Genomic DNA, 20,587 nt, shown 5'->3' on the forward strand with positions numbered 1-20,587 from the left:
GGCGGCCTCAAATCAATCTCACATGCTTGATCTGTCCGATCTGGAGTCCAACCCCCAGGCTCCGCACCGTCTGCTCGCAACGCCAGCCGGCGTTGTCCTTCTCGATCGTGAACAGATTGTAGGCCGCAGCCGGGGTGCGGCCGTGCGCGAGCGCGGAGGCCGACGGCACGCCGAGGGCCGGAATATTGCCGTTGGGTCCCTCGAACCACATCGTCGAATGAATGTGGTCGTGTCCATGCAGGATCAACTCGACGCCGTGGCGTTTCAAAAGCGTCAGCAGCCCGGCGGAGTCAGTCATGCGCTTGTGGCGCGCGCCGGACTTCAGGGGATGATGCACCAGCAGCACGCGAAAGACGTCCTCGGTTGCGAGCCGCTCGAGCACCTCTTCGAGCGCCGCGAGCTGTTCGCGTCCGAGCGCGCCTGTCGCCATCAACGGCAAGGTGGGCACCGCCGTGGACAGGCTGATCAGTGCGAGCGGCCCGCGCCGGCGCAGGCTCGGAAAGCCGATACGGCCATCGTCGCCCGCAAGATAGGGCGCGAAGGTTTCGCCGAAGCGATGAAAGGTAGCGCGGACATAAGCGTCGTGATTGCCGGGAATCGTGGTGACGCGGTCGGGCGGACCGACGCCGTCGAGCCAGGCGCGCGCCGGCGCGAACTCCGCCTCCAGCGCCAGATTGACGAGATCGCCTGTGACCGCGATGTGGTCGGGACCTTGCGCCTTCACGTCGGCGACAAGGGCGTCGAGCACCTCGCGGCGCTGGTATTTGTGACGGTTGCGCGTCCAGTTGACATAGCCGAACCCGCGCTTGCCGGCGAGCTCGATCAGCCGCGGCTTCGGCAGCGGCGGCAGATGCGGGTCGGACAGATGGGCGAGCGTGAAGGGAGCCATGGGGGGCGATTGCCTCGCTATTCGTCCGCTGTAATGGCAAGGTCGCAGGCTAGGTGCAAGCGGGGCATCAAGGGAGCCCGATGGGGGAACGTCTGAACAGCGTCCGACGGAAATTCGAGCCGCTGCTGCGGCGAATCTTCCACGCCTATTTCCTGCTGGTCCGCGGGATGACGCTCGGCGTCCGCGCCGTGGTGGTGGATGCCGACACCAGGGTGTTCCTGGTCAGGCACAGCTACGTCACGGGCTGGTATCTGCCCGGCGGCGGCGTCGATCTCGGCGAGACCATGGAGCACGCGATGCGCCGCGAGCTCAAGGAGGAGGGGGATATCGATCTCACCGGCGACGCCGTGCTGCACGGCATCTTCCTCAACAGCCACGTCTCCCGCCGCGACCATGTCGCGGTCTACGTCGTCAGGCAGTTCAAGCAGGATCGCCTGCCCGCGCCCAACCGCGAGATCGCGGAGTGCGGATTCTTCGCGGTCACTGCGCTGCCCGAGGGGACCACGCCGGGCACGCGGTTGCGGATCGCCGAAGTCCTGCACGACAGGCCGCGGATTGCGACGTGGCGATGATGGCTGCCCGTGCTAGTAGATCGCCGCGCCTGCGGTGTCGGCGCATGGACGAGGGATGAAGATTGTCTGAATCGACGACGTCATGGCCATTTCGGGTCGCCGTGCTGGTGCCCTGCTACAATGAGGAAGCCGCCGTCGCGACGGTCGTCGCCGATTTCCGCAAGGCCCTGCCTGCGGCCGAGGTCTACGTGTACGACAACAATTCGACCGACCGTACCGCGGCGGTCGCGCGCGAGGCGGGAGCGATCGTGCGCAGCGAACGGCGCCAGGGCAAAGGCCACGTCGTTCGCCGCATGTTCGCAGACATCGAAGCCGACATCTACGTGCTCGTCGATGGCGATGCGACCTACGACGCGCCGAGCGCGTCGCGCATGATCGACCAGCTCCTCGACGAGCATCTGGATATGGTTGTCGGCCTGCGTGTCGATCAATCGCAAGCGGCCTACCGGCGCGGTCATCGCATCGGCAACCAGCTCTTCACTGGCTTCCTGGCATCGACCTTCGGTCACGCCTTCAAGGACATCTTGTCCGGTTACCGCGTGTTCTCCCGCCGCTTCGTCAAATCCTTTCCCGTCCTGTCCGGCGGTTTCGAGATCGAGACCGAGTTCGCGGTCTATGCGCTGGAATTGTCGCTGCCGGTCGCCGAGGTGGAGACGCCCTATTATGCGCGCCCGGAAGGCTCCTTCTCCAAGCTCAATACCTGGCAGGATGGGTTGCGCATCTTCAACACGATGCTGAAGCTCAACCGGTTGGAGCGGCCGCTGCGCTTCTTTTCGGCGATCGGCATCCTCTTCGCGCTGCTGTCGATCGCTTTCGGATTGCCCGTGGTGATCACCTTCCTCGAAACCGGCCTGGTACCGCGCCTGCCGACCGCCGTCCTCTCCATGGGCCTGATGATCATGGCGCTGCTTTCGGCTTCGTCGGGGCTCGTGCTCGACACCGTGACGCGTGGGCGGCGGGAAATGAAGATGCTCGCCTACCTGTCCCAACCACCGCTCGGGAGGAGCTGAAATGCCTCGGGGGCCGGGCGCAATCGTATAGACCGCTGCCCTCCAAGGTGATATCCCGCCGACGCGATGAACGATCTTTCCCTCACCATCCGGTCGGAAGCCGTCGGCGATGCTCAGGCGATCGAGCGGCTGCACGAACGCACCTTCGGACCGGGCCGCTTCGTGCTCAGCGCGTACCGCATCCGCGAGCACGTGGACCATGTGCTCGATCTATCCTTCACCGCCCGCGTCGGTACGTTGCTGGTCGGATCCGTCCGGCAATTGCCGATTTGCGTCGGCGACACGCCGGCGTTGCTGCTCGGGCCCCTGACGGTCGAGCCTCCGTTCCGCAGCCGCGGCGTCGGCCGGCTGCTGCTCGAGCGCGCGCTGAAGGATGCCAAGGCGCAGGGCCATCGCCTGGTGCTGCTGGTCGGCGACGAACCCTATTACAGCCGCGTCGGCTTCAAGCAAGTCCCCAAGGGACGCGTCACCATGCCGGGCCCGGTCGATTACAGCCGGCTCCTCGTCATCGAGCTGGTCGAGGGCGCGTTCGAAGGCGTATCGGGGCCGGTCGGTCCCGACTGGAGCAAGACGCGAACCTGACGCGCCCTCGCTTCGAAGCTCACATGAAGGTAGGGCAGTGCCGGTCGATCAGCAATATTACCGGGAAGTGGCGTCCGGGAGCACGGCGGAAAAGCTGCTGATCGCGGCGCGCGACCGCATCTACCAGGATTTCATCGCCCAGATGCAGCCGTGCGCGGCGGACGAGATCCTGGATGTCGGCGTGTCCGACGTGATCAACGACGGCGCCAACGTGCTGGAGCGAAGCTACCCGCATCAGCACAAGATCACGGCCTGCGGGCTCGGCGAAGGTATCGGATTCAAGGCGGCTTTTCCGCTTTGCCGTTACGTGCAGATTGAACCGAATACACGGCTGCCGTTTGACGACAATGCGTTCGACGTCGCGACGTCCAATGCCGTGCTCGAGCATGCCGGCAGCCATGAAAACCAAGTGCTCCTGGTCGAGGAGCTTGGCCGCGTCGCGCGGCGGGTCTTCATCACGGTGCCCAACAGGTTCTTTCCGGTCGAGCACCACACGGCCATCCCGCTGGCGCACTATCTGGACGGCACCTTCAGGATCGCCTGCATGATCGCCGGCAAGTCGGAATGGACCGAGGAGCAGAATCTGATCCTGATGACGCGAAAACGGCTGCTGGGGCTCGCCGCGCTGGTTGCCGAGTCTGCGAGTGCCAAGTCGTCCAACCCCATGTCCGCGGCTGTGGGCTACACCGGTTTGTCGCTCGGCCCGCTATCGTCCAATCTCTATCTTGCATTCCGCTGAAGCAGCGCCTCCCGCCCCAGCATGATCCCGATGAAGAAGATCCACACCAGCAAAGCCTTCTTCGTCGTGTTGTTTCTCGCGGTGCTGGTCGGCCATTTCTGGACCATGATGCGATGGAACGAGGCGCGCGGCGTCTATGACGACATCTGCTACCTGCGGCAGGCGCATCTGTTCCAGAGATTCGGGCTGGTGGAGGGATTCGACACCAGCCTCACCCGCGACGACGATGGCTATCAGAAAGCAAAGCTGAAGGAGATCGGCTACCCCGACTGGAACGATACGACCGCGGCGCCATGTCACAATCTGATGCCGGCCACGGGGAAGGTCGTCATTCAATACCCGCCGGGCGTCGGCCTCGTGTTGGCGTTGTTTCCGCCAGGGCACCAGGTCGCGCCCATGTACATGCTGGCGACCATTGTCGTCCTGGGCTTTGCGCTGTTTGCGCTTTCTCTCGCGCGCAGCATGAGGTTGGTCCTGATGGCCGGGACGTTCGGCTGTCTTGCGATCTACCTGATGGTCAATCCGGTCAAGGCGAGCTATTCGATGGCCCCGACGGTCGTCGTGTGCGCGCTCGTAGGATGTCTCACGGCGCGATGGCTGGCGGGCCCGCGATCTCAACCGAATATCTGGCTGCTGGCGCCAATCGGTTTCCTGCTCGGATTGACCGTCGACTTTCGATTGGCCAACCTTTTCCTGGCGTCGGGCTATGGTCTCTTTCTCCTCGTCGCGTTTCTTGCGAAGCGGACGATGTCCCGGTTCTTGCAGGGGCTTGTGTTCGGCGTCGCGTTGCTGGCCGGCGTGATCCCGACCATCGTCTCTTACGCCGTCAACGCCGGCAGTCCGTTCGCATCGACCTACGGCAACAATCCCGATGTCAGGCCACTGGATTTTTCGTTCGCGGTGGTCCGGGACTATCTGGCCGATCCGCTCCAGACCTTGCTGATCGTCATCGGAATCGCAGGCTCGATCTGGCTGTTGCGGCAGGCGAACGGCATTCGCCGCGTCGCGCTGCTCACGATCGCCAATCTGGCGCTCAACCTCGCCTTCTTCTTCACCTATCCGATCGCGACACCGTACTACACGATCCCTATTTCTCTCCTGACATTATGGACCCTGCTGTTTGCCGTGCTGTTTCAGGAGGCATCAGAGGGGGCCCCCGAAGCGGCCGCCTCAGCCACAGCACGATGAAGTCCGGCTAGCAATCGCGCTTTCAGAACTTGAAGTTCGCGAACGCCCGTACCCCGATGCCGGGCATCAACACCTCGTCCTTGGTGTAGGACACCGAGTTGCGGATGTTTTCGTTCAACAGATTGTTGCCGACGAGGCCGAGCAGCATCTCGCGCGCGCCGAATGCATTCGGGTTGAGCTTGGTCTTGTAGCTCACCTCGGCCTTCAAGAGATTGTAGCCCGGCGTCGGCGTCTCCGCGATCACCGCGACGTTGTTCTGAGCGAAGGCGTGCAACAGATTAACGCGCATCAGCCAGTTGTCGTCGCGCCAGAACACGCCGCCGCCCAGTCTCACCGGCGGAATGCGCGGCACATTGGTGCCGTCGGTGAAGGTGGCCCGGACCACGTCGAACTGGTTCTCGATGCCCCAGATGCCGCCCTGGAATGCACCGACGTCGAGCTGCGACTGGAATTCGCCGCCGCGGAAGTTCGCGTCCCGCTGCGAATAGACCGCCTGGTTCACCTCGGCGCCGGGCGTGCCGCACGAGGCAAAGTCGTCGTCGCACATCACGCCGGTGAGACGGCGATAGATGAAGTTGTTGAAATGCGTGTAGTAGACCGTCGCCTCGAAGCGGAACGGCCCCGTTGCCTTGCGCAGGCCGACCTCCACGGATTTCGCGGTCTCGATGGTGAGGTTGGGGTTGCCGATGTCGAAGGTCGCGGTCGCATCATGTGCGCCGCGCGAGAACAGCTCGGCGGCCTTCGGCGCGCGCTCGACATATTGCGCGGTGATGCTGCCGACCATGCCGCCTGGCAGGTCCTGCAACAGGCCGATGCTGCCGCTCTTCGGCGTGAAGGACGGATTACGGCCGATGCCCGCCTGCGGCGTGCCGTCGGGCAGGAAGTCCGCGGGAAAATCCGGCGTCGTCCCGTGCAGCTCGACATGCTCGATGCGGCCGGCGATCTGCGCCCGCGTCGCGTCCGTGAACTTGAACTCGTTGAACGCGTAACCGGCAACGCGCGTGCTGTTGTTCGGGTCCCACAGGCCGTTGAACAGCGTGCCCGGATTGTCCGGGCTCGGCGCGCTCAATTCCTGATGGCCGACCTGGAAGCCCAGCGCCGTCGTCACCTCGGCGAAGCGCGCGTTGAACGGCATCAGCTGCACCTCGGTGCGGATCTCTTGCTCCTTGTTGGTGAAGGTCTGCCGCACGCCGTCCGTGTTGGAATCGGCGGGATCGGCAAGCCCGATCTCGTTGTGCCGGTAATCGGTCGCGCCGGCCCAGAAGCGAACGACGTCGATCGCCGTAGCGTCGGGATGGTACTCGCCCTTGACGTTGATCTTGGTCTGATGGGCGTCGATCCGCGTGTTGTGGTCGGCGCCGTCGATGCCGGGGATGTGGTACAGGGAGTCGTTCTGCGTGATCGCCGCGCCGATATAGCCGCCCTGGAAAAAGTAGGAGCCGCCGATCGAGGCGCCGTCTGAGCGCGTCGCCGAGTTGGGCTGGCGTCCGTTGGCGACGGGCCGGGTCTGGTCGGCGAGGTACGGGTAGCTCGGGATGCTGTAGTCGGTGGTGTTGCGCCCGTAGACGTCGGCATGGAAGGCAAAATTGCCGCCGCCCGTGTCGAGCAGCACGCCGCTTTCGACGCCGCGGTCGACCGAACTGAACGCGCTGCGCGTCTGGGCGGTGACGCAAGGCGAAGTCGCGGCCGCTGCGAGCGGTGCCTTCGTCGGCATGCCGTAGGTCTGGAACGACGGAGCGCAGGTCGGCAGCGCGTCGGGAATCCGGTTGTTGGTGGCGCTGACGACGCCGCCGATCGAGGTCGAGCCATAGCGCAGCGCAGCCGGCCCGCGTACCACCTCGACCTGGTTGGTCGCGAGCGGATCAATTGGAACGAAGTGATCCTCGCCGAGATCGGAGGCGCCGCCGGCATTGGTGCCGTTCTCGACGATGCCGATGCGGTTGACGTCGAGTCCCCGGATGATCGGCCGGCTGGAGGCGCCGGGCGCGAAGCTCGATCCGGTGATGCCGGGTTTCGAGAACAGAAGGTCGCCGAGCTGGCCACCGCCCTCGCGGCGGATCTCTTCGTTCGGCACCACCGTGACCGTCGCGAACTGGTTGGTCACGATGGGCAGCACGCCCTGCTGAGGTGCGGCCGGCGTGGAGGTTGCCGGCGTGGCGTCCGCAGCGCGTTGGTGGCTGCGTGCCCGCGCGGTTCGGGTGGGACGACCGGGGTTGCGGGTCGGCACCACCGCCCTGCGCACGATGGGGCTCGGAGCCGTCACGGTGACGGCGGGGATCTCGGTCGATGACTTATCCTCGGCCAGCGCCGAGGTGGCGGCGCCGAGCAGGAGCAGGCTTGCTCCGCCAAGGCGCTGCGCGCGCCGCAATTTGAATGACATGGTCCTGATTCCAGTCAGGCGCCGTCCGCATGTTCGTCTGCTGATCGGAGGCGGCCTGCCGTCGCTGCGCGACGGAATTCGACTTCAGCTGCTCCCGGGAATGCGCCTGAAAGCGGCGAGCCCGGGCGTGATCAAGCGTTGTGGAAGTCAGGACGCGGGAGGGGCGCGGGGCTGGAATGCCGTACCGGCCGATTTCAGGTGGACGAATTCGGCGTCGGTGGTGCGGTAGAGCAGGTCGATCGCCTGCGGCAGCAGCAACACAGGCGGCGCCGCGAACAAGACGGTGCCCGCCATCGCGACCAATGCGCAGATCGCGCAATTGTCCTCGCCCGGTTGCTCCCTGTCGGGAGCCAATGGCGATTGCCTCTCGACCGCGGAACGGTCGATCCAAGCGGGAGCTTGGGCGCCGTCGGTCTGCTGCAGCGAGGACTGGGCGAGGGGAGCCGCCTGGGCGAACCAATGGCTGTGGCCGAACGTCAGCGCGAACTGCACCAGCATCGCGAAGATCGCGAGCCGGGCGCCGTGCCTGATATTCGACCGGAACCACTTCATCTGGAAACGCCACCCCACATCGCGAGGTATCATCCCCTGATCCCGCGATGTTATAATGTAACATCGCGCAATCCGTCAGCGGATGTCAACCGCTGTCGAGCCGACCCGAGCGGGCCGGCTCCTTGCCGTGTCGTGCAGGCAACTGAAAGCCTAGGCTGAGGACCTGTCAAACGGCTTACGCGGACGGCGATTGGACTCAGTGTCAGCGCGAGCAGGTGGCATCAGAGCTTTTTGCTCCGGAGCCAGGTGCGGATGGCCTCGATGTGTTCTGCCTTGCGCTCCAGCGGCAGCCAATGCCCTGCGGGCATGCTCGTTACGGTCAGGTCCGGGCAGGTGGCGCGCATCGGGTCACCTTGGCGATTTCCGGTGATGCTGCAGATCTGATCAAAGTCGCCGTTAACGAACAGCACCGGCTGCGACAGGCGGCCGCCATTGAGTGCCTTGCGCGCATAGGCGATGTTGGCGTCGTCGTTCATGTACCACGCGCAGGATGGGCGGAAGCCATGAGCCTTGAACGTCTGCACCAGCACGTCGAAGTCCGCCGGCGGCCAGAGAGCCGAATCGGGCTCAGTCGGCGGAGCGCGGTGCGCGGCGCCAAAGCGCCCTCCATTGCGCGTGACCATCGCATTCGGCGAAACCTTGCCGATGCCGGCGGGGTCGCCTGGCCGAAAGATCGACGCCAGCGATGCTGCCAAGTCTGCATCGAGGTCGGCGACTGCCGCCTCGAAGCGCGTGTTGTAGTAACGGTAGTAATCCCATTGGCCATCCGGATATTGGTCGACCGGATAAATCGTCCGGTCGACCAGCGGGACGACTGTGCGCAGGGCGTGCCCGTCGGGTTGATATGCCAGCGAGGTCAGCACGACTCCGCGGCTGCGCTTTGGCTGATGCGCGACCAACTCACCGACCACAACACAGCCCCAGTCGTGGCCAACCCAGATCGCAGGCTTGCCGCCCAGGTGATCATGGAGTTCGGCCATGTCCGTCACGATTTCCTCGATGGTATAGGCGTCGTTGGCTGCAGGCGTGGAAGAGCCGCCGTAGCCGCGCAGATCGGGAGCGACGCAGTGCCAACCGTCGGCGGCAAACGCTTCCATCTGCGCGCGCCACATCAAACTGATGCTCGGCCAGCCATGGACGAAAATCATCAACGGTCTGTCGACCGGCCCGCACTCGATATAGCGCGTTGTCTGACGAGGCGAGCTGAACGTGCGCTGGTGAAGTGGGTCTGTCATGGTCGAGTAACTCCGCTCTCATCGAACGCTCGCACTGTTTAAGTGCTGCGAAGGGCTGCGTTCAGAACTGCTCTTGTCCGCTGCGGGCGATGCCTGGACAGGGACACGCCTGCCCAGGGTCGAGGAAGAACCGCCTCCAGATTTCACAACGTGCTACATGCGACCGAGTTCGGGGTCGAAGGCGTTATGGAGCTTCCGGCGAAGAAGTGACGATGGGATTTATCCGACTAACGGGAAGCGAAGGGACGCGCGTAAGCCGCCTAGCGCCCCTCGCGCATCCACGTCGCAGCAAACGCGCCGAGCAGCAGCAACAGCCCGATCAGGCCGGCGAAGATCGGCAGCACGCCGACGCCCTTCACCACGCTGGCGTCGCGCATCCGCACGCCCATCCAGCCGTCGCCATGGAAGACGCTCGCCGAGCGGACCGGCAGGATGCGCGGCAGCTCGACGCTGGCGCCGTCGACCACGCGCACGGCGTCACCGCCGGTCGCCTGGGTCAGCGGCTTCAACGTTTCGGTGGTGGAGGTGACTTCCGAAAACTCCTTCGGATTGGTCGGGCCGACATTGATCAGCGCCTTCAGCGTGCCGTCGGTGGCCTGCCACAGCCCGAGCTCGCTCGCCGGCAGGCTGGCGCGCCATTCGCCGGGATCTCCGGCTGCAAGCGTCAGGTCGCGCGACACGCCCGACGGCGAGGTCACACTCACCGGCTGGACGCTGTCCGCCATGGTCTGGCGCACCACCACGAGATTCTTGCCCTGCACCTGCAGGCGCAACGCTTCCTCGTCCAGATCAGGCTGCTTCATCAGCCAGTGCGACATCCGCCGCAACAGGTCGAGATGCGGACCGCCGCCTTCATAGCCGCGCGCCCACAGCCAGATGTGGTCGGAGAGCAGCAGCGCGACGCGGCCCTCGCCGAAACGCGACAGGAACAGCAGCGGCTTGCCGTCGACGCCCGTCATGACGGGCGGGTTGACCGCATTGCGGGTATCGACGGTGCGGAAGAACCTGCTCCAGCGCGGCGGCTCGGAGGCGGAGCCCTCGAGGCCACGCGTGACGGGATGGCGTTTGCCGACGTCGGACAGATGCGCGTAGAACGGCTTTTCCGTCACCCCGACCGGTTCGGCGGGCAGCACCGAATCCAGCGGCGTGCGCCAGATGCTGGTGTTGGAGGCGTAGTCGGGGCCGGCCGAGACCAGCACCGCGCCGCCGGAACGCACGTAGCGTGCGATGTTGTCGAAATAAGCGATCGGCAGCACGCCTTGGCGGGCATAGCGGTCAAAGATGATCAGCTGGAATTCGTTGATCTTCTGCTGGAACAGCTCGCGGGTCGGAAACGCGATCAGCGACAATTCATTGATCGGTGTGCCGTCCTGCTTCTCCGGCGGCCGCAGAATGGTGAAGTGGACGAGATCGACGCTGGCATCGGACTTGAGCAGATTGCGCCAGGTGCGCTCGCCGGAATGCGGCTCGCCTGAGACCAGCAGCACGCGCAGCTTGTCGCGCACACCGTCGATGGCGACGACGGCGCGGTTGTTCACCGGCGTCAATTCCCGCTCGAGCGGCGAGGCCTCGATCTCGACGATGTTCGGCCCGGAATGCTTGATGTCGACGTCGACGCTTGCGGCTTGGCCGCTCGAAAGCGTGCGCTCGTTGATGACCTCGCCGTCCCTGCGGACGGTGACCTTGGCGCGCTCGCCGCTGACGCCCTGGTCGTCGAGGCGGTAGGTGATGGTCTGGGGCTGCCCGACGATGCCGAAGCGCGGCGCGGCGATGACCGCAATACGGCGGTCGCGCTCGTCCTTCTGCCCCGTGATCAGCGCGTGCACCGGCGCCTGGAAGCCGAGCCCGGCGGCGTTGGCCGGAATGTCGTGGACGCGGCCGTCGGTGATCAGGAACGCACCGGCGACGCGGTCGACCGGCACGTCCGACAAGGCCGAAGCCAGCGCCCCGAAAAGCTTGGTGCCGTCGGTCTCGCCGTCGGCCTGTCCGGCATCGACGACGCGGACCTCGAGTCCCTTGATCTTCTTCAGGCTGTCGACCAGCGCTTCGTGCGCCGTCGCTGCCTCGCGATTGCGGTTGCCGAAATTCTGGCTCGGGCTCTTGTCGACGACGATTGCGGCGACCGAGGTGAGGGGATCGCGGTCCTCGCGGGTAAAGGAGGGATTGGCGAGCGCCAGCAGGAACAGCGCCAGCGCGGCCACGCGCACGGCAGCGCCGCGCGCCCGCGCCAGCAGCAGCACGAGCGCGATGACGGCGATCGCGGCCAGCGCGAGCCACAGGACGATCGTGGGAACAAGCGGCGTGAATGCGATGCCGTAATTCATATCGATCCTACTGCCCCAGCCGTTCGATCAGGGCCGGTGCGTGCACCTGGTCGGCCTTGTAGTTGCCGGTCAGCGTGTACATCACGATGTTGGCGCCGGCGCGGTAGGCGAATTCGCGCTGGCGGGGGTCGGCGCCGATCACCGGCAGCATGGACTGGCCGTCGGGCCGCACGGCCCAGGCGCCGGCCAGGTCGTTCGAGGTGATGATGATCGGCGAGACGCCGTCGCCGCCGCGTGCCGGCCGCTGCGCGCTGTCCTCGTCGTCTTCGCGCGGCAAGGTCTCGACCCAGGTCTGGCCGGTGCTGAAGCGGCCGGGGAAGTCGCGCAACAGATAGAAGGTCTTGGTCAGCACGTGCTCCCGCGGCACCGGCTCCAGCTCGGGCACGTCGAGCGAGGACAGGATCTCGCGGAGCGTCTGCATGGCCGGGGTCTGCGCGGCGCCGTTCGCGCCGGGTGGCGCTTCGACCGCGTCGCGGGTGTCGAACAGCACGGTGCCGCCCTGCTTCATATAGGCGTCGATCTTGTTGATGGCGTCCCGCGACGGCTTGGGCGCGCCCGGCACGATCGGCCAGTAGATCAGCGGGAAGAAAGCGAGTTCGTCGCGCGCCGGGTCGATGCCGACGGGATCGCCGGCCTCGAGCGCGGTGCGCTGCGCCAGGAACAGCGTCAGTCCGGATAGCCCGGCCCTGACGATGGAATCGACGTCGGCATTGCCGGTCACGACATAGGCGAGGCGGGTCTGCGACACCGCCTTCATCGCGAACTCGTCGGACGCGCTGTCCGCATGCGACGGCGTCGGCACGAACGAGGCGAGACCTGCGAGCACCAGCCCAAAGACGATCATCGCGGGCGCGGCGCGGCGGCGCACCAGCGCGGCAAGGCCGCCGCCGAGTACCGCGACGATGATGGCGTCGATCAGGAACAGCGCGAGCGCCGTCGATAGCAGCCAACCGCGCAAGTCCTGCGGCTCGGCGTTGGTGTAGGTGGCATGCCGGGCGCGCAGGCTCGCGGTGTTCAGGGCTGCGATACGGTCGGCGCTGGCAAGCGTGTTCACGGCGAGCGGTCCTTCTGCCGGACCATAGAAGCCCGGCGGATGATCGGGTGTGGCGCGGTCGCGATAATCCGCGGGCAGCGGCTTTGCGGCGGCCGGCGGCGGGCCGAAGGCGCCAAAGCCATCGAGGATGTGCAACGGCGCCACCGTTTCGGCGCTCGCCTCAGTGGCAACGCCTGGGCCCGGCTTGGCGGTATAGCCGGACATGTCGACGACACGTCGCAGGATTTCGACAAAGGTCCCCGACATCGGCAGATCCGACCAGCGCATGTCGGCGCTGACGTGGAACAGGCTGACGACGCCCTTGCCGCGATGCTCGCCTGTTACCAGCGGCGTGCCGTCTTCCAGCGACGCCCAGCTTTTGGTGGCGAGCACGGCGTCGGGCTCGGCCAGCACCTGGCGGCTTATGGTGACGTCCTTGGGGACCACGACGCCGGCAAACGGACCATCGGCGGCAAAGGAGGCAAGATGTTGCGGCTTTTCCCAGGTCAGGCTGCCGCCGAGCGTCCGGCCGCCCTTGCGCAGCTTGACCGGGACGAGATCGTCCTCGGCCTGCGCCAGCCGCGGACCGGCGAACCGCACCAGCACGCCGCCCTGGTCGATCCAGGCATTGAGACGCTCGCGGATTTCAGGGGCGATGGTGCCGACATCGGCAAGGATGATCATCGGCAGCTTCTGATCGAGGAACTGCGTGATGCCCTGCTGCGGCGAGCCCTTGTCGGCAAGCCGCACGTCGGCGAACGGCGCCAGCGCACGGGTGAGATAGAAGGTCGGCGCCAGCAGCGGCTGCGCGGTCTCGCTGGTCGAGCCCGAGACGATGCCGATGGCGCGGCGGCGCCAGCGCTTGTCGAGCAGCTGCACTGCGCCGGCGGAGCGCTCACCGGCAATTTCCAGCCGCGTGATGTCGTTGCGCAGCTCGACCGGCAGATCGAACGACGCTTCGGTTTCCTTGTCCTGCGGGCCGAACGAATAACGCGCCTCGCCGATCGGCGAGGCCTTCTGGTCCAGCGCGCGCACGGTGCCGATGGCGATGCCGCCGTCGGTGCGCAGCACCTTCACCGTCATCCTGGCTGCGGCGTTCTCGGCCGCGACCAGGGCTAGGGCTGAGGAGGTGCCGCCTTCGAACACGGTCAGGCTGCGATCGCCGATGGTCTTGCCGAGGCCCGCCACGAATTCCTCGCCGCGACCGGTATCGACGCTGTCGGAGAGCCAGACGATCTCGCAGTCGCCGGTCGCCTTCAGGAAGCGATCGATTGCGGTCAGGGTCTCGACGCGCTCGATCGAATACGGCTTTGGCGTCAGCTGCCGCAGCGCGACGCGCGCGGCGCCCGCCGGCATCAGGGTGATATCGCGGTTCGGCTCGGACAGCGGCACCAGCGCGATCGCACGGCGGTCGTTCTCGGCACTGGCGATCAATTCGTCGGCGGCCCTGATCCGGATGTCCCAGTTCGAGGCCGCGCTCCAGCCGTCGTCGAACATGATCATCAGCGGCGCCTTGCTGGCGGCCGCGCCTGTTTGCGGATTCCAGATCGGACCGGCGGCGGCGAAAATGACCAGTGCCGCAGCCAGCAGCCGCAATGCGGTCAACCACCACGGCGTTCGCGACGGGGTCTCTTCGCGCGGTGCGATGTCGAACAGCAGGCGCGTCGGCGGAAACTCGATCCGGCGCGGCCGCGGCGGCATCACGCGCAACAGCCACCACAGCACCGGCAGGCTGACGAGGCCGATCAGGAGCAGCGGTTCGGTGAAGGCGAGCGGCAGTCCCATCATGCTGCCGGCCCCGCCTTGATCGTTGTGGTGCGCGCGCCCGATTTGCTCACCTGCATGCCGGCATGCAGGAACAGCAAGAGCTCGGCGGCCGAGCGGTCGGTCGCATGCGTCGTGAACAGCCAGTCGAGCTTGTTGGTCTCGGCGCGGATCTGATCGCGGTGCAGCGCGAGCCGGGCGGTGTAATCCTGCGCCCAGCTCTCGGCGCGGCCGGCGGTGATCACGCCGAACCCCTCGGGCTCGACGAACTCGACGCGGCCGGAATAGGGGAATGATTCCTCGGCGGGATCGACGACCTGCACCAGCGTGCCATGCGCGCCGGAGCCGGACAGGCCGGCGAGCGTGGTCCTGATCTCGGAGAGCGGCGACCAGAAGTCCGACAGCACGATCGTCTCGGCCAGCGCCGCGGGCACAAAGGAGGGCGGCAGGCTCAAGCGGTCGGCATCGTCATGCAGCATCGCCTGCGCCATCTTGTCGATGACGCTGCGGCTGGCGGTCGGTGCCATCAAACCGGGGATGCCGACGCGCTCGCCGCCGGAGACCAGCAGCTCGGCCAGCGCGAAGGCGACGATCAGCGTCCGCTCGAGCTTGGATTCACGCGCCTGCTTTGACGCGAACGCCATCGAGGGCGAACGATCGGGCCAGATCCAGACCGTATGCGAGGCTTCCCATTCGAGCTCGCGGACATAGAGGAGATCGTCGCGCGCCGAGCGCCGCCAGTCGACATTCTGCGACGGTTCGCCGGAGACGAAACGGCGGTATTGCCAGAAATTTTCGCCGGAGCCGGCGCGACGGCGACCGTGCAGGCCGTGGATGACGTTGGCGGCGATACGGCGGGCCTCGAGCACCAGGCGCGGCAGCGAAGCGGCGAGCGTGCGGCTTTCGCCATCGGCACGTCGGATCGCGATGACCTCCTTTGCTGTGTGCCCGTTCTCCGCCGCCATCAACCGATCCGTGTCTTCAATTGCCGGATCACGTCCGGAATCGTGCGGCCTTCGGCGCGCGCCTGGAACGTCAGCGCCATGCGGTGCTTCAGCACGGGCTCGGCGAGGTCGAGCACGTCGTCGATTGAGGGCGCGAGGCGGCCGTCGATCAGCGCGCGAGCGCGCACCGCGAGCATCAGCGATTGGCTGGCGCGCGGGCCCGGTCCCCAGGCGATGAACTTGCTGGTGTCGCCGCCGTCCGGACCCGGACGGGCCGAGCGCACCAGCGACAGGATCGCCTCGACCACGGAATCGCCGACCGGCAGGCGCCGGATCAGTCGCTGCGCGGTGATGAGTGCATCAGGTGTCATCGAGCCCTTCGCCAGCGTCTCGTCGGCGCCGGTGGTCTCGAACAGGATGCGGCGCTCGGCGTCGCGGTCGGGATAGTCGACGTCGATCTCCATCAGGAAACGGTCGAGCTGGGCTTCAGGCAGCGGATAGGTGCCTTCCTGCTCCAGCGGGTTTTGCGTGGCGAGCACGTGGAACGGCTTCGGCAGATCGTGACGCGCGCCGGCAACGGTGATGTGCTGCTCCTGCATCGCCTGCAGCAGCGCCGACTGCGTGCGCGGGCTGGCGCGGTTGATCTCGTCGGCCATCAGCAGTTGCGCGAACACGGGGCCGGAGATGAAGCGGAAGGCACGCTTGCCGGAGGTGCTCTCGTCCAGCACTTCGGCGCCGAGAATGTCCGACGGCATCAGATCGGGCGTGAACTGGATGCGCTTGGCATCGAGGCCGAGGGTGATGCCGAGCGTCTCGACCAGCTTGGTCTTGGCCAGACCGGGGACACCGATCAACAGCGCATGGCCGCCGGAGAGGATGGTGACCAGCGTGTTCTCGATCACGCGATCCTGGCCGAAGATGACGGACGCGATCGCATCCTTTGCCGCGCGAATCTGGCTCGACACCTGCTCGGCCGAACGGACTATCCCGTCTTCGAGCTTCTCGACACTCTCCGCCATCCGTTAGCTCCTTCAGCCTGCCATGCAGCTCGCTTGCGTCGTCATGTCATCACGTCCTCAACTCAAGACGTGGGCCCTATGCTAGACTTGCAGGAAGGCCATGTATTCGTTGAATTAACCTATCCCCACCTTATCGGCTTAGGGATATGTAGGGCATCACGAAGTGGCGACCTCCACACCGGATGGAAGCGGGGTGGAACCGAGTACCCGGATACAACGTAAACCTGCACCAATCGTGCCAAATGACCGATCGTGCCAAATGACAAAGTCAGGGCAAACCATGGCGAACCAAGGGCAGAGCGCCGATCGCGGTCTTGAGGGGCTGACTGCCGCTGCCAAAACTGCTGCCGATGCCGAAGGCGTCAAAAAGGGCCTGCCTCCGGTGCATTTGTGGAATCCGCCGTTTTGCGGCGATCTCGACATTCGAATCGCGTCGGATGGTACTTGGTTCTATTTGGGGACGCCAATCGGCCGTCATGCCTTGGTTCGCCTGTTCTCGACCATCCTCAAGCGCGAAGGCGACAAGCATTTCCTCGTCACGCCGGTGGAGAAGTTCGGCATTCGCGTCGACGACGCGCCGTTCATGGCGGTCGAGATGCAGAAGGACGGCGATGCCAACCATCGCGTGCTCCGCTTCCGCACCAATGTCGACGACTGGGTCACCTGCGATGCGGCGCACCGGCTGCGCTTCGAGCAGGCCAAGGACGGCGGGCTGACGCCCTATCTGCATATCCGCGCCGAGCTCTGGGCCAAGGTCACCCGCGCGCTCTATTACGATCTGGTTGACATGGGTGAGGAGCGGATGGTCGATGGCCAGCCGATGTTCGGTGTCGAGTCGGCCGGCGAGTTCTTCGCCATGGCCGATGCGGAGCAGGTGAGGGCCGCGCTTTGAACAAGCCTATCTCCAGGAACGATCCCGCCGTGATCGGTGCGGCGGATTTCTTCGCCCGCTCCGCCGCGCGGCTCGGCTTCGACGTTCCGCCCGGCCTCTACGATCCCAACATCATTCCGGCCTCGGGCGATCCCGGCACCGACAAGATGCTCGAGATCATCGCGCGCGAGCAGCCGGTGCGGCCGGCGGCGGTCTTGATCGCGGTGGTCGATCATCCCGAGCCGACCATTCTGCTGACGCAGCGTTCGGCGCATCTGAACGACCATGCCGGCCAGATCGCATTCCCCGGCGGCAAGATCGACGCAACCGACCGCTCGCCGCTCGATGCGGCGCTGCGCGAGGCCGAGGAGGAGGTCGGGCTGTCGCGCGACTTCGTCGAGCCGATCGGCTATCTCGATCTCTACGGCACCGGCTTCGGCTTCCGCATCCTGCCGACGGTGGCCAGGGTGCGCCCGGGCTTTGAGCTGACGATCAACCATTCCGAGGTTGATGATGCGTTCGAAGTGCCGCTATCCTTCCTGATGAACCCGGCCAACCACCAGGTGCACAGCAAGGAATTCCGCGGCATGGAGCGGTCCTACTACGCGATGCCGTTTGCCGAACGCTACATCTGGGGCGCGACGGCCGGCATGCTCCGTGTGCTCTATGAGCGGATCTATTCGTCATGATTCGGCCGATCCTGACCGAGATCGGAATCTTCCTCGTTCCCTTTGCCGTCTATGCGCTGTTCCTGGCCGCCACGCGTTCCGGCCTGTTCGTGCAATCGTCCTGGCCGATCACCATCGTCGCGCGTCTCATGCTGGCGGCGCTCGTGCTGGTGATCGCCGGGCTGATCGGCTTTGCGCATTTCTCCGGCGCCGCACCGGATTCGACCTATGTCCCCGCCCATGTCGAGAACGGCAAGCTCGTGCCGGGCGTGGAAAGATAGGGCCGGCCGATGAGCGCGGTGCCCATGCTCGCCGATGCGCCCTGGCTGATTTCGGGTGGCACCGCGCGCGTCCTGCAATTGCTCAATGCGGATGGCGAGGAGGCGCGGGTTGTCGGCGGCGCCGTGCGCAACGCGCTGCTCGGCCTCGTCCCCGGCGACATCGACATCGCGACCACGGCGCTCCCGCACGAGGTGATGCGGCGCGCCAAAGCTGCCGGCATCAAGGCTGTGCCGACCGGCATCGACCACGGCACCGTCACCCTCGTCATCGACGGGCAACCTTACGAAGTCACGACGTTGCGCGAGGATACCGAGACCTTCGGCCGCAAGGCCAAGGTCGCGTTCGGCCGCGACTGGGTGAAGGACGCCGAGCGCCGCGACTTCACGATGAACGGGCTCTCTGTCGATGCCGACGGCGTCGTCCACGATTACGTCGGAGGCATCGCGGATGCGGCCGCGCGGCGCGTGCGCTTCATCGGTGATCCCGACCAGCGCATCGCCGAGGATTTCCTGCGCATCCTGCGCTTCTTCCGCATCCACGCCGCCTTCGGCGCCGGCGATCCCGACCGCGACGGCTATCTCGCCTGCATCCGGGGACGCGCCGGCCTCGCGAGCCTCTCGGCCGAGCGGCTGCGCATGGAGACGCTGAAGCTTCTGGTCGCTCCCGGCGCGTCCGCCGCCGCGCTTGCGATGGCCGATGGCGGATTGCTGCAGGCGCTGACCGGCGGCGTGGTCTACACCGGACCGCTCGCGGCGATGATCGTGATCGAGCGCGAGCTCGGCCTCACCGCAAGCAGCACGCGGCGCCTCGCCGCGCTGGCGATCGCGGTGACTGAAGACGCCAAGCGCGTCGCCACGCGCCTGAGGCTCTCCAATGCGGAAACCAAGGCGCTGGATTCGATGGGGCACCGCTGGTGGCGCTTGGCCACCAAGGACGAAGCCGATGCGCGGCGGCTGCTCTACCGGCTCGGTGCGGATCGCTATCACGATCGCGTGTTGCTGGGCTGGGCGAGAGCCGGCGGTGACGTCGGCTCGTCGCGATGGCGTGCGCTCGCCGAGCTGCCGCAGCGCTGGACTGCGCCGAAATTTCCGCTTCGCGCCGCCGACTTCATCGCGCGCGGCATGGCGGAAGGACCCTCGCTCGGACATGTGTTGACGCTCGCGGAGGACGCTTGGCTTGCGGCGGATTTTCCCCTAGAGGAAGCCGCACTCGCTTCCATCGCCGATCAAGCTGCGGCACGCGTCAGCCGCGATGAGAGAACGTGACCATCGTCTCAGGCTTCGCCGACATCTCGATCTTTCAGCTCCTGCTGGTCGCGTTGATGGCGTTGTTTGCTTCGATTATCGGTGGTCTCGCCGGCTACGGCACCGGCGCCTTGATGCCGCTGGTGCTGGTGCCTCTCGTCGGCGCCGAACCGGTGGTGCCGATCATCGCGATCTCCGCGATCTTCACCAATTCCAGCCGCGCGCTCGCCTATCTCCGCTATGCCGATCGCCGCCGCGCGCTGATCGTGCTGGCCTGTGCCGCACTGACGACAGCGCTTGGTGCCTACGGCTACACACGGCTGACCAATGCGGGCGCGGCGCTGGTGATCGGCTCCATGCTGATCCTGAGCGTGCCGCCGCGCCGTGTGCTCCGCCGCCGCCAGGTCAAGATCGGCGACACTGGGCTTGCGGCCGGCTCGGTCGGCTATGGCGTGCTGGTCGGCGGCACCTCCGGCTCCGGCGTGATCCTGCTGTCGCTGCTGATGGCCGCGGGCCTGGAAGGCGCGGCCGTGATCGCGACCGATGCCATGATCTCGCTCGGCACCGGCCTCATCAAGATCTCGGTGTTCGGCCTCGCCGGCGCCGTGACCGCACAGGTGCTCGCCTTTGCGCTGCTGATCGGAGCAATCGCAATCCCCGGCGCGTTCCTGGCAAAAGCCTTCGTCGAGCGGATGCCGGTGCACATCCACACCGCGATCCTCGACGTCGCGGTGATCACCGGCGGCGTAGTGATGATCTCGGCTGCGGCGAGGCAGCTCATCTAATCAATCGGATGTGGCGCTGTCCCGCTGCCAGTTTGGTTCACGCCGCGGGTCTAGTGTGAGGGACTGCAGTCCAGTTCCTTGATCCTGCCGGCGGCGTCAAATGCCAAAAGTGCACTCATGACGCCAGCACTGGTGAGGTACGAGATAATGGTGCCGTCGTTGCGCCAGGGATTGAGATCATCCAACGTGCCTGCCGGATATTTCCGGAGGTGATCGACCCAATAGGCACGAAGTGCTTCGCGGCCGGTGATGGTTTGGCTGCCGGCGCAGCCGCAGTGGACCACGGCGTCCTCGGCATGAAGTTCCAAAATCGCTTCGATATCGCCCGCGCGATAGGCATCAAGCCAGTCGACCGCAACGGCCATCGGGTCAAAGGACATATTTTTCACTCGCATCGCGTCCAAATCTGGGTCAGGCTCTGGAACCGCCAGGCCTTTTTTGATTTTAATATCCCACCCGGGCACGGCCATATGGCGAACGACATAGGGGACCGGGCCGAGGGCCAA

At 65.9% G+C, this 20,587-nt stretch carries 19 protein-coding genes; 10 read left to right on the plus strand and 9 right to left on the minus strand.

Annotation, left to right across the window (positions count from 1 at the left end; translation table 11 throughout):
* Positions 1-7 precede the first annotated feature (7 nt).
* Positions 8-889, minus strand: coding sequence for a metallophosphoesterase (locus IVB13_RS21330; RefSeq protein WP_247490340.1), 882 nt, complete (start codon positions 887-889; stop codon positions 8-10).
* Between the two features lie 80 nt (positions 890-969).
* Here IVB13_RS21330 and IVB13_RS21335 point away from each other — a divergent pair, with 80 nt between their 5' ends.
* The 5 genes from IVB13_RS21335 (at position 970) to IVB13_RS21355 (ending at position 4,980) form a co-directional block, all read left to right on the plus strand.
* A complete protein-coding gene (locus tag IVB13_RS21335; protein WP_085352656.1) occupies positions 970-1,461 on the plus strand; it encodes an NUDIX domain-containing protein in 492 nt (163 codons plus the stop codon).
* A gap of 62 nt (positions 1,462-1,523) precedes the next feature.
* Positions 1,524-2,471: a glycosyltransferase family 2 protein gene (locus IVB13_RS21340; RefSeq protein WP_085352655.1), complete on the plus strand. Its 948-nt coding sequence runs from the start codon at positions 1,524-1,526 to the stop codon at positions 2,469-2,471.
* Positions 2,472-2,537: 66 nt separating this feature from the next.
* Positions 2,538-3,053 (plus strand): N-acetyltransferase, encoded by a 516-nt coding sequence (locus IVB13_RS21345; protein WP_018454963.1) that lies wholly within the window; start codon positions 2,538-2,540, stop codon positions 3,051-3,053.
* A gap of 37 nt (positions 3,054-3,090) precedes the next feature.
* A complete protein-coding gene (locus IVB13_RS21350; protein WP_247490343.1) occupies positions 3,091-3,792 on the plus strand; it encodes a methyltransferase domain-containing protein in 702 nt (233 codons plus the stop codon).
* A gap of 30 nt (positions 3,793-3,822) precedes the next feature.
* On the plus strand, positions 3,823-4,980 hold the full coding sequence (locus IVB13_RS21355; protein WP_240543335.1) for a hypothetical protein: 1,158 nt from the start codon (positions 3,823-3,825) through the stop codon (positions 4,978-4,980).
* 22 nt (positions 4,981-5,002) lie between these two features.
* On the opposite strand, the gene IVB13_RS21360 is transcribed toward IVB13_RS21355, so the two are convergent.
* The 7 genes from IVB13_RS21360 to IVB13_RS21390 form a co-directional block, all read right to left on the minus strand.
* Positions 5,003-7,360 carry a TonB-dependent receptor gene (locus IVB13_RS21360; RefSeq protein WP_247490345.1) on the minus strand — a complete coding sequence of 786 codons (2,358 nt, stop codon included), beginning with the start codon at positions 7,358-7,360 and terminating at the stop codon, positions 5,003-5,005.
* A gap of 147 nt (positions 7,361-7,507) precedes the next feature.
* Complete coding sequence (locus IVB13_RS21365) at positions 7,508-7,912, minus strand: DUF2946 family protein (protein ID WP_247490347.1); 405 nt, start codon at positions 7,910-7,912, stop codon at positions 7,508-7,510.
* Between the two features lie 221 nt (positions 7,913-8,133).
* Positions 8,134-9,147 carry an alpha/beta hydrolase gene (locus IVB13_RS21370; RefSeq protein WP_247490349.1) on the minus strand — a complete coding sequence of 338 codons (1,014 nt, stop codon included), beginning with the start codon at positions 9,145-9,147 and terminating at the stop codon, positions 8,134-8,136.
* A 260-nt stretch (positions 9,148-9,407) separates the two neighbouring features.
* Positions 9,408-11,471: a hypothetical protein gene (locus IVB13_RS21375; protein ID WP_247490350.1), complete on the minus strand. Its 2,064-nt coding sequence runs from the start codon at positions 11,469-11,471 to the stop codon at positions 9,408-9,410.
* Between the two features lie 7 nt (positions 11,472-11,478).
* Positions 11,479-14,292, minus strand: a complete 2,814-nt coding sequence (locus IVB13_RS21380; RefSeq protein WP_247490351.1) for a DUF4159 domain-containing protein — start codon at positions 14,290-14,292, stop codon at positions 11,479-11,481.
* Positions 14,289-15,233 (minus strand): DUF58 domain-containing protein, encoded by a 945-nt coding sequence (locus IVB13_RS21385; protein ID WP_018454955.1) that lies wholly within the window; start codon positions 15,231-15,233, stop codon positions 14,289-14,291. Before IVB13_RS21385 ends, IVB13_RS21380 begins: the two co-directional genes overlap by 4 nt.
* Complete coding sequence (locus IVB13_RS21390; RefSeq protein ID WP_018454954.1) at positions 15,233-16,231, minus strand: MoxR family ATPase; 999 nt, start codon at positions 16,229-16,231, stop codon at positions 15,233-15,235. Before IVB13_RS21390 ends, IVB13_RS21385 begins: the two co-directional genes overlap by 1 nt.
* Positions 16,232-16,511: 280 nt before the next feature.
* Between IVB13_RS21390 and IVB13_RS21395 the strand changes: the two genes are divergently transcribed.
* From IVB13_RS21395 to IVB13_RS21415, 5 genes are read left to right on the plus strand one after another with little or no spacing between them, the layout of a single operon-like run.
* Entirely contained in the window at positions 16,512-17,123 is a 612-nt protein-coding gene (locus tag IVB13_RS21395; RefSeq protein ID WP_247490353.1) for a DUF1285 domain-containing protein, read from the plus strand.
* Positions 17,120-17,791 carry a CoA pyrophosphatase gene (locus tag IVB13_RS21400; RefSeq protein ID WP_027568565.1) on the plus strand — a complete coding sequence of 224 codons (672 nt, stop codon included), beginning with the start codon at positions 17,120-17,122 and terminating at the stop codon, positions 17,789-17,791. The genes IVB13_RS21395 and IVB13_RS21400 overlap by 4 nt, the downstream gene beginning before the upstream one ends.
* Entirely contained in the window at positions 17,788-18,051 is a 264-nt protein-coding gene (locus IVB13_RS21405) for a DUF6111 family protein (protein WP_018454951.1), read from the plus strand. The genes IVB13_RS21400 and IVB13_RS21405 overlap by 4 nt, the downstream gene beginning before the upstream one ends.
* Before the next feature lie 9 nt (positions 18,052-18,060).
* Positions 18,061-19,317 (plus strand): CCA tRNA nucleotidyltransferase, encoded by a 1,257-nt coding sequence (locus IVB13_RS21410; RefSeq protein ID WP_085352647.1) that lies wholly within the window; start codon positions 18,061-18,063, stop codon positions 19,315-19,317.
* The gene (locus tag IVB13_RS21415) at positions 19,314-20,081 is read left to right on the plus strand and encodes a sulfite exporter TauE/SafE family protein (RefSeq protein WP_247299576.1); all 768 of its coding nucleotides are present in this window, start codon (positions 19,314-19,316) and stop codon (positions 20,079-20,081) included. Before IVB13_RS21410 ends, IVB13_RS21415 begins: the two co-directional genes overlap by 4 nt.
* Before the next feature lie 50 nt (positions 20,082-20,131).
* Here IVB13_RS21415 and IVB13_RS21420 read toward each other — a convergent pair whose 3' ends face one another.
* Positions 20,132-20,551 (minus strand): nuclear transport factor 2 family protein, encoded by a 420-nt coding sequence (locus IVB13_RS21420; RefSeq protein WP_240543334.1) that lies wholly within the window; start codon positions 20,549-20,551, stop codon positions 20,132-20,134.
* Positions 20,552-20,587 lie beyond the last annotated feature (36 nt).

It is taken from the genome of Bradyrhizobium sp. 17, from assembly GCF_023073515.1.
Lineage (GTDB): Bacteria > Pseudomonadota > Alphaproteobacteria > Rhizobiales > Xanthobacteraceae > Bradyrhizobium > Bradyrhizobium canariense_D.

Excerpts from the sequence above, each read along its gene's own strand:
- IVB13_RS21330 (WP_247490340.1), bottom strand. The coding sequence starts at position 889 with ATGGCTCCCTTCACGCTCGCCCATCTGTCCGACCCGCATCTGCCGCCG.
- IVB13_RS21335 (WP_085352656.1), top strand. The coding sequence starts at position 970 with ATGGGGGAACGTCTGAACAGCGTCCGACGGAAATTCGAGCCGCTGCTG.
- IVB13_RS21345 (WP_018454963.1), top strand. The coding sequence starts at position 2,538 with ATGAACGATCTTTCCCTCACCATCCGGTCGGAAGCCGTCGGCGATGCT.
- IVB13_RS21355 (WP_240543335.1), top strand. The coding sequence starts at position 3,823 with ATGAAGAAGATCCACACCAGCAAAGCCTTCTTCGTCGTGTTGTTTCTC.
- IVB13_RS21360 (WP_247490345.1), bottom strand. The coding sequence starts at position 7,360 with ATGTCATTCAAATTGCGGCGCGCGCAGCGCCTTGGCGGAGCAAGCCTG.
- IVB13_RS21365 (WP_247490347.1), bottom strand. The coding sequence starts at position 7,912 with ATGAAGTGGTTCCGGTCGAATATCAGGCACGGCGCCCGGCTCGCGATC.
- IVB13_RS21370 (WP_247490349.1), bottom strand. The coding sequence starts at position 9,147 with ATGACAGACCCACTTCACCAGCGCACGTTCAGCTCGCCTCGTCAGACA.
- IVB13_RS21375 (WP_247490350.1), bottom strand. The coding sequence starts at position 11,471 with ATGAATTACGGCATCGCATTCACGCCGCTTGTTCCCACGATCGTCCTG.
- IVB13_RS21380 (WP_247490351.1), bottom strand. The coding sequence starts at position 14,292 with ATGATGGGACTGCCGCTCGCCTTCACCGAACCGCTGCTCCTGATCGGC.
- IVB13_RS21385 (WP_018454955.1), bottom strand. The coding sequence starts at position 15,233 with ATGGCGGCGGAGAACGGGCACACAGCAAAGGAGGTCATCGCGATCCGA.
- IVB13_RS21390 (WP_018454954.1), bottom strand. The coding sequence starts at position 16,231 with ATGGCGGAGAGTGTCGAGAAGCTCGAAGACGGGATAGTCCGTTCGGCC.
- IVB13_RS21395 (WP_247490353.1), top strand. The coding sequence starts at position 16,512 with ATGGCGAACCAAGGGCAGAGCGCCGATCGCGGTCTTGAGGGGCTGACT.
- IVB13_RS21405 (WP_018454951.1), top strand. The coding sequence starts at position 17,788 with ATGATTCGGCCGATCCTGACCGAGATCGGAATCTTCCTCGTTCCCTTT.
- IVB13_RS21410 (WP_085352647.1), top strand. The coding sequence starts at position 18,061 with ATGAGCGCGGTGCCCATGCTCGCCGATGCGCCCTGGCTGATTTCGGGT.
- IVB13_RS21420 (WP_240543334.1), bottom strand. The coding sequence starts at position 20,551 with ATGGCCGTGCCCGGGTGGGATATTAAAATCAAAAAAGGCCTGGCGGTT.